Origin of the sequence: Cryobacterium sp. MLB-32, from assembly GCF_000738085.1 — a bacterium.
In the GTDB taxonomy this organism is placed as follows: domain Bacteria; phylum Actinomycetota; class Actinomycetes; order Actinomycetales; family Microbacteriaceae; genus Cryobacterium.
Genome location: NZ_JPRS01000215.1, coordinates 1 through 6,689 on the forward strand (window position 1 = coordinate 1; position 6,689 = coordinate 6,689).

10 protein-coding genes are annotated in these 6,689 nt (G+C 65.6%); 3 read left to right on the top strand and 7 right to left on the bottom strand.

Going from position 1 to position 6,689, the window contains the following annotated elements; genetic code table 11:
* A partial coding sequence (locus tag JF66_RS16320; RefSeq protein WP_035879681.1) for a hypothetical protein occupies positions 1-614 on the bottom strand: 614 nt, incomplete at its 3' end.
* Positions 611-949 carry a PadR family transcriptional regulator gene (locus tag JF66_RS16325; RefSeq protein ID WP_035879684.1) on the bottom strand — a complete coding sequence of 113 codons (339 nt, stop codon included), beginning with the start codon at positions 947-949 and terminating at the stop codon, positions 611-613. The genes JF66_RS16320 and JF66_RS16325, both read right to left, overlap by 4 nt.
* 154 nt (positions 950-1,103) lie before the next feature.
* Between JF66_RS16325 and JF66_RS16330 the strand changes: the two genes are divergently transcribed.
* From JF66_RS16330 to JF66_RS21870, 3 genes are all read left to right on the top strand, one after another.
* Complete coding sequence (locus tag JF66_RS16330) at positions 1,104-1,496, top strand: VOC family protein (protein WP_035879687.1); 393 nt, start codon at positions 1,104-1,106, stop codon at positions 1,494-1,496.
* A gap of 84 nt (positions 1,497-1,580) precedes the next feature.
* Entirely contained in the window at positions 1,581-1,748 is a 168-nt protein-coding gene (locus tag JF66_RS23140) for a hypothetical protein (RefSeq protein ID WP_156109856.1), read from the top strand.
* Positions 1,745-1,996, top strand: coding sequence for a hypothetical protein (locus JF66_RS21870; protein WP_156109857.1), 252 nt, complete (start codon positions 1,745-1,747; stop codon positions 1,994-1,996). Before JF66_RS23140 ends, JF66_RS21870 begins: the two co-directional genes overlap by 4 nt.
* Before the next feature lie 182 nt (positions 1,997-2,178).
* Here the strand turns inward: JF66_RS21870 and JF66_RS16340 are convergent, their stop codons facing one another.
* From JF66_RS16340 to JF66_RS16360, 5 genes are all read right to left on the bottom strand, one after another.
* Positions 2,179-2,439 (bottom strand): DUF6069 family protein, encoded by a 261-nt coding sequence (locus JF66_RS16340; protein WP_156109858.1) that lies wholly within the window; start codon positions 2,437-2,439, stop codon positions 2,179-2,181.
* A gap of 190 nt (positions 2,440-2,629) precedes the next feature.
* The gene (locus JF66_RS16345) at positions 2,630-2,923 is read right to left on the bottom strand and encodes an Hpt domain-containing protein (protein WP_156109859.1); all 294 of its coding nucleotides are present in this window, start codon (positions 2,921-2,923) and stop codon (positions 2,630-2,632) included.
* Positions 2,920-3,297 (bottom strand): response regulator, encoded by a 378-nt coding sequence (locus tag JF66_RS16350; protein ID WP_035879691.1) that lies wholly within the window; start codon positions 3,295-3,297, stop codon positions 2,920-2,922. Before JF66_RS16350 ends, JF66_RS16345 begins: the two co-directional genes overlap by 4 nt.
* Complete coding sequence (locus JF66_RS16355; protein ID WP_051973652.1) at positions 3,294-4,892, bottom strand: ATP-binding protein; 1,599 nt, start codon at positions 4,890-4,892, stop codon at positions 3,294-3,296. The genes JF66_RS16350 and JF66_RS16355 overlap by 4 nt, the downstream gene beginning before the upstream one ends.
* A partial coding sequence (locus JF66_RS16360) for a glycosyltransferase (RefSeq protein WP_156109860.1) occupies positions 4,889-6,689 on the bottom strand: 1,801 nt, incomplete at its 5' end. The genes JF66_RS16355 and JF66_RS16360, both read right to left, overlap by 4 nt.

The following is a 6,689-nucleotide window of genomic DNA, read 5'->3' on the forward strand; positions in this document are numbered from 1 at the left end:
TACTGGCGGCGACGTATGAGCGGGATGATCGCCAACGCGAGCATGGGGATGTAGAAGAGGATCATTGTCTGTATCGGGATGAGCAGGAGTGTCAACGGGTACGCGAAGCCGCTCAAAGCCATGCTCAGGATGAGTGCGGCGAGAAGGAATGCTGCCAGAGCGATGGTGCAGACAACAGATATTCGCCGCCGGCGTGCCCTGCGTGTGAGGAGTGGGATGAGCGTGAGCGCCAGTGGAATTAGGGAGGATGGCAAGATGCTCACCGTCAGGTCCGGAGGTGACAGGAAGATTCCTATAAGCACCACGAGCAGCGCGAGGGTGAAGGATCCGATCTGTAGTCGCTGACGTCGTTTGGAGAATTGCGAAGACCCAGTAGGTCCCAGCTCCTCGCCCAGGTCATGGCGGGCTTGCGCCGCCACGACGGAGGGTGTGCCGAGCTGGTGAAGGATCGTCGTCAGGTCCGAGTCTGCACGTTCGAGAGCGTCGTGGATGTGCGTTTGTATTCCCTCAAGAACGTCGGCACGATCCTTCTTGGGAGCGTCAGTGAGTTCTGTGGCGAGTTGCGCCAGATATCGAGTTTCTTGTTTCGATGGCCGGTTGGTGTTCAAGGTCATGACTTCGTCTCCAAAATGGTGTCAACCGTGCTTCGAAACGGGCTCCATACTTCTGAAAAGGCCCGCAGGTTTTCGCGGCCGAGATCGGTGAGCGTGTAATAGCGTCGGGGGCGGCCTGCGTCGGATTCGCTCCATTCCGTCGTGACGAGGCCAGTACGGCGCAGTCGAGACAGCAGGGGGTAGACGGTGCCTTCGCCCGCGAGGAGTCCTTGCTCACTGAGGCGCCGGGCGATGTCCAGTCCGTACCATTCGCCGTCTCGCAGCAGCGCAAGCAGGCAAAACTCCAGGACACCCTTACGCAGATTCGCGAGGACTTTGTCTTCCGCTATACCCATGCATAGCACCATACCGGGCATTGCAAGGCTTGGACAAATACTGAGCACCTGATGACGACCAGGCAGGTCCGGCACAGCCCCGGGCCCGTCAGCGCGTCCCGTAGAGGGGTTCACTGAGGGAAAAGACCCTCGAGGCTCATGGAACGATAGCGGTATGGCAATTGGTGTGCATCACATTGAGATTTGGGTCGCAGACCTGGACAGCGCTCGCACGTCTTGGGGCTGGCTTCTCGTGGAACTCGGATGGTCCGTCGACCAGGAGTGGGACAACGGAACCTCCTGGCGATGCGGGGGCGTCTACCTCGTGACCACGCGACCGCCAGCCCTCTCTGGTGGCGTACACGATCGAAGGCTGCCGGGAATCAACCACCTCGCGCTTAATGGAGGATCCAAGGCCGACGTTAACCGCATCTTGGGTGCGGCAGCGGACGATGGTTGGAATTCGCTGTACGCGGATCGCTACCCCCACGCTGGAGGCACCGACCACTTCGCCGCCTATCTTGAAAATGACGCAGGCTTCAAGGTCGAAGTTGTGGGCGAACTCTGAGGACCAACGCATTTCGACTCAGGGTTCGGCTTACGGACAGGCCTGCCAGAAGTTGGATCCGGTTCGATCCGTAGGATTACCCTCATGCTCCCAAACGCTGAACTCGCAGTGCCGACGGCCGAAGACCTGGAGCTCGTTGAGCGGGCAAGAGAGGTCATCGACGCGAACACGGATGCCGGGCCGGACGAAGATGACACACAAAGCATAGGCGGGCAGTTCGAGACGCCGACGGCCGTATGTTCGCCGGAGTGAATTTGTTCCATTTGACCGGTGGTCCGTGCGCCGAGCTGGTTGCACTTGGCGCGGCGCGTGCAGAGGTAAGGCGTGAAATCACGACAATCGTCGCTGTTGGCAATCACGAGTGCGGTGTTGTCGGCCCGTGCGGGCGTGACAGACAGGTGCTTTTCGATTACTACCCAGGCATTATGGTGCTTCTTCCTACCGCCGAGGGCGTTCGCGTCGCCGCCATTAAGACCCTGATGCTGTTTGCCGCAGCTTAGACCATGGAAGGCGGCTCTCAACAGTTCGACGAGGAGCGTTTTCTCTGACGTCGAGCGGAACTGACTGAGGTTCTGCACCCGGGCGTGGGCCTCGGCTTATCGTGCCCGTAAGTCGGTCGGCTGGTGTGACAACCTACGATTCTGGCCTTGTCCGGGTTCGTCGTGGGTGGGCGCGTGGGTGGTCACAGATTGGCAACGAGCCGTAACGCGGCCGTCAACCGGAAGAACTGTGGGCGCGGCGAGGGATTCACCAAGACCGCGATGGCGACGATGGTCCACAACCGCAATGCTGAGGTCGTGAATCGCGCCAGGAACCAAAGCAGGGCGGCGCCGTTCGCGATCGGGAGCACGCTCGCAATGATCACACCGACGTATGGCGCGTCGCTCGGATTTGTCCCGTCGGTGGATGCCTGAATCGGTCCGCCATGGATTGCGTTTGCCACGAGAAACGCCAGCACCTAAGCAACGGTTCGTCCGCGGGACATCCACGGACGTCGGTTGGCTACAATTCGTGGAAGTTCCGGAGTCTCAGGGGAGTGGCGTTTGGGAATGGCTGGCCGACGCCAGGGGCCCTGGCATTGGGGCCATGAACCAGCTCAGGAGCCGACGTTGACGCTGCGCCGACGCTGGGCCTCAGCCGACGAGCCGGCGTAGCTCGCGCACGGCCGCAGCCACCTCGTCGAGCGGAGCGCGCGACTGCACCAGTCGCTCGACAGCCGCGGCCTGCTCCGATCCGGGCCGGCGGTAGCTGCCCAACGCGCCGACGAGCTTGTGGGCGGCGGACTCGGCCTCGTCGGCCAGCACATCGCCCGAGCTGTCTCCACCTCCGGCCTCGACGTACCGCTCGAGTGCCGCGACACGCTGGTCGGCGAGGTACGCGTACCGCTCCCACATCTCGGCGATGAAACGGTCGACCGCGTCGCTCACTGTCCCCATCCCAGCGACTCGGACACCAGACGCGGCAGCTCCATCGGGTCGAAGGGCTTCGCCAGCACGCCACGCACGCCCTCAGCCAGCCACCGCTCTCGCTCGGTGGCGTCGGCCCGGGCCGTGAGCAAGAGTACCGGGATGTCGCGAGTGCGCGGGTCGGCCTGCAGCAGTGCATACGTTGTCGGGCCGTCGACGTGGGGCATCATCACGTCGAGAAGGACCGCGTCCGGCCGGGAGGCGGCAACTATATTCAGCGCCTCCATACCGGAGGACGCCTCCATCACCCGCAGGCCACCGACTCGCTCAAGGCTGAGTCGGGCGACTGCGCGGATGTCCGGCTCGTCGTCGACGACGAGCACGCAGCGCGTCACGTCTCCTCCTTGCGCCGGAGGGGGCCAGGCCACGGCCCGTTCCGCGGCCTGCGCTGCGGCAGCACGACCGTGAATGTGGAGCCCTCCCCGAGGATGCTGTCGACGTCGATGCGACCGCCGTGCGCATGCACGATGCTTTGGCAGATGGCGAGCCCGAGGCCGCTGCCCTGCTTCTCGCGTGCGTCGCTCACGTCGACCTGCGCGAAGCGCTCGAAGATCTGCTCGACCCGGTCGGGCGGGATGCCACGGCCTTTGTCGCACACCTCGAAGCGGATCTCACCATCTCGCATCCGGCCGGTGACGCGGACCGCGCTGCCGGAGTGGCTGAAGCGGATGGCGTTGCCCAGGAGGTTGACGAGCACCTGGGCGAGCCGGTCGGCATCGCCCCAGCAGATGTCGTTGGAGGTCTCCTGCTCCAGTCGGACGCCGGCCTGAGCGGCCATCCCTTCTACGGCTGGGAGCGCCAGCGCGACCAGGTCGCTCAGCCGGTGAGGACGGCGCACGACGTGCATGTGACCCGCGGACAGGCGCTCGAGATCGAGGATGTCGGCCACGAGCCGACTGAGGCGGTCGGTGTTGGTGAGGGCGATGTCGACAAGCTGCTGCGCCTCGGGCGCCAGTTCGGCGACGACCCCGGCAGCGAGGAGGCCAAGCGAGCCGCGCATCGAGGTCAACGGGGTGCGCAGCTCATGGCTCACCACCGAGACGAACTCGTCCTTGAGTCGCTCCACCTCCCGCCGCTGACTGACGTCTTGGAAGACCAGCACTGCGCCGGCTGTCCGGTCATCCTGCCGCAACGGCGCAAACGAAAGCTGCACCTGGAAGACCTCACCGTCCTGCCGGCGGAAGGCGTCGTCTACGCCGACGAGCACCTGCTCGTCGCGCAGCGCCGCGCCGAGCGCACAGTCGTCGTCGTAGCACGAGCTGTCTTGGGGGTGCAGCAACTCGTGCAGCGGCTGGCCAAGCAGTTTTTCGGCCGGTGCAGCGAGCAGGTCGCACGCCGCGGGGTTGACGAGCGCCAGCCGGCCCTCCCCGTCCGTCGCGCAGATCCCTTCGCCCGCCGACTGCAGTACGGAGTCTGTGAGCCGCTGTGCCAGCTCAGCGGCAGCCAGTCGGCGCTGCACCTCCTCGGCGCCGAGCTCGAGCTCGGCCCAGGCGGACATGTCGGCCAGGACTTCCAGGTCCGCGTGGCTCCACGTGCGCGGCACGACGTCGAAGGCGCAGAGCGTTCCCACAGCCTGCCCGTCCCAGCGCAGCGGGTAGCCGGCGTAGGCGCGCAGGCTGGGAGGGCCGACGACGAGCGGATTGTCACAGAATCGCGGGTCCGTGGACGCGTCGCCGACGAGCACCGGGGCGTCGTCGACGACGACGAAGTGGCAGAACGACGCGTCGTGATCCAGCGCGGGGTCGGTCTGTCCGGTGCAGGACACGACCCACAGCCGCGTCTCGTCGACGAGATTAATGTGGACCACCGGCACGGCCAGCAGCTGCTTCGCACGATCCACGATCCGGCGGAAGCGCTCCTGGCCCGGCTGGTCGAGCAGTCCTAGCGTCCGCAGCGCCTTGATGCGCGTGTGATGGCGTGAGGTGGTCATGACGTAGGGCTTGGGGAAGTCGTGTGGTGGGGCAGCGGCGGCGGGACCAGCGGCTCGTCCGCCTGGTGCTCGGGGTCGTTGGCCGCTGGACCGACAGCCTGCGCAGTGATTCCGCCCTCCGGCGCCCCCCCTGTTCCGGCGGCCCGGGGCGTCACCTTCCAGGCCTTCTCGTGCATGGCTTGCTTCACCTGCGCGACGCGTGCAATGACGTTCTTGTACTCGGTGTAAAAGACCGAGGCAACCACGAGGTACAGCCAGAACCATGCCGTGCGGGAGCGGATCTCCGGATCGGCCTGGCGATACGCGAACAACGTCTGCCACGGCCCGACGCTGAGCGTGAAGATGGTCGTGAGGACGAACACCGGAACGAACCAGTCGAGGTTCTGCGGCCCGCCGGCGCGAATGGCGTAGAAGGCGATCAGCGGAAACATTTGGATGCTCAGCCAGGGGTACACTTCGCGCCAGCCCAGCAGGAAGAAGAAGCCGAACCGCTGTCTGGGCGTGAGCCCGGGGTTGCGCAGCGCCCCGAAGAGGTGACCCAGGGACACCTGGAACCACCCTTGCGCCCAGCGCATGCGCTGGTTCCACAGTGCCTGCAGCGTCGTCGGTGCCAACTCGCGGCTGATGAGGTACGGGTCGGAGCCGATCCGATAGCCGGCTTCGACGACCCGCAGGGCAGAGTCGATGTCCTCGGTGAGCATCGAGCCGCGGAAGCGCGTCTCGCGCAGAAGCTGCGTGCGCCAGTAGCCGTTAGACCCGCCGAAGATGCCGAACTGGTGCAGCTTTGCCCGGCCGGGGTGGCTGACTGCGTAGATCATCTCGAACTCGACCGCTACGGTGCGCGCCACCCAGGAGGCGTCGCCGTTTCGTACCACCGGGTGGCCCTGCACGACGTCGTACCCATCGGCCATCCAGCGGTAGGCGCGCACGAAGCTGTCTGCGGCGGGCAGGTGGTCGGCATCGAAGACACCAGTGAACTCACCAGTCACGATCTGCAGGGCGGCGTTGACGTTCTGCGCCTTGGACGTGCTCCCCTCCACCTTGAGCAGAGTGAAGCGCGTCTCGCGCTGCGCGAGCTCGCCGAGTACGCGCTCTACCGGGAGCGGGACGGGCGAGTTGTAGGCAAGCACGACCTGCAGGTCGCCGGGGTAGTCCACCCTCAGGAAGGCCTCGACGGTCTCCAGGACGGTGGCGGCCTCATTCGGCAGGTACGCCGCGATGATCGCGCTCGCAGGCGGGTACGCCGGACCGTTGTCCTGCTCCTCTGGTGCGGGAGGCGGTTGCGCCGGGTTCAGGGCGAGCAGCCCTTCGACCCAGATCGCCATCGCTGTGACCAGCAGCGAGAAGACGACGACGATGTAGGCGAACGGTGTGATGTCGAAACCCGCGCCGTCAGCCCACAGGTAGACGAAGTACGGCAGCACAACGCCTAGGACGAACGTCAGCGTGACCTGGAACGGCGTGCGCAGCCGCTCGAGAAGCGGACGAGGCTGGCGCGGTGCCGCGGCCTCGGCGAGCATCTCAGGACGGTACGCGATCGGTCGCAGATCGAGGTGTATCTGCGCGTGCTTGAGCGCCGCGCCGGCCTGCTCGACCGCCTGCTTGGCAGACTGGACGGCGTCGAGCGGGACGTATCCGACGAGCGGGGTAACGCTGACCTTAGAGCCCTCGACGTGCAGGCGGCGACCGGCGAGACGTTCAGAGAGTCCCTGCAGTAGGTCGCGCACGTCGTCGGACGACGTCGCAGCAGCACCGAGCCAGCCACTCGGGGGTACGGCCGGCCGTCTCCAGCGGCGT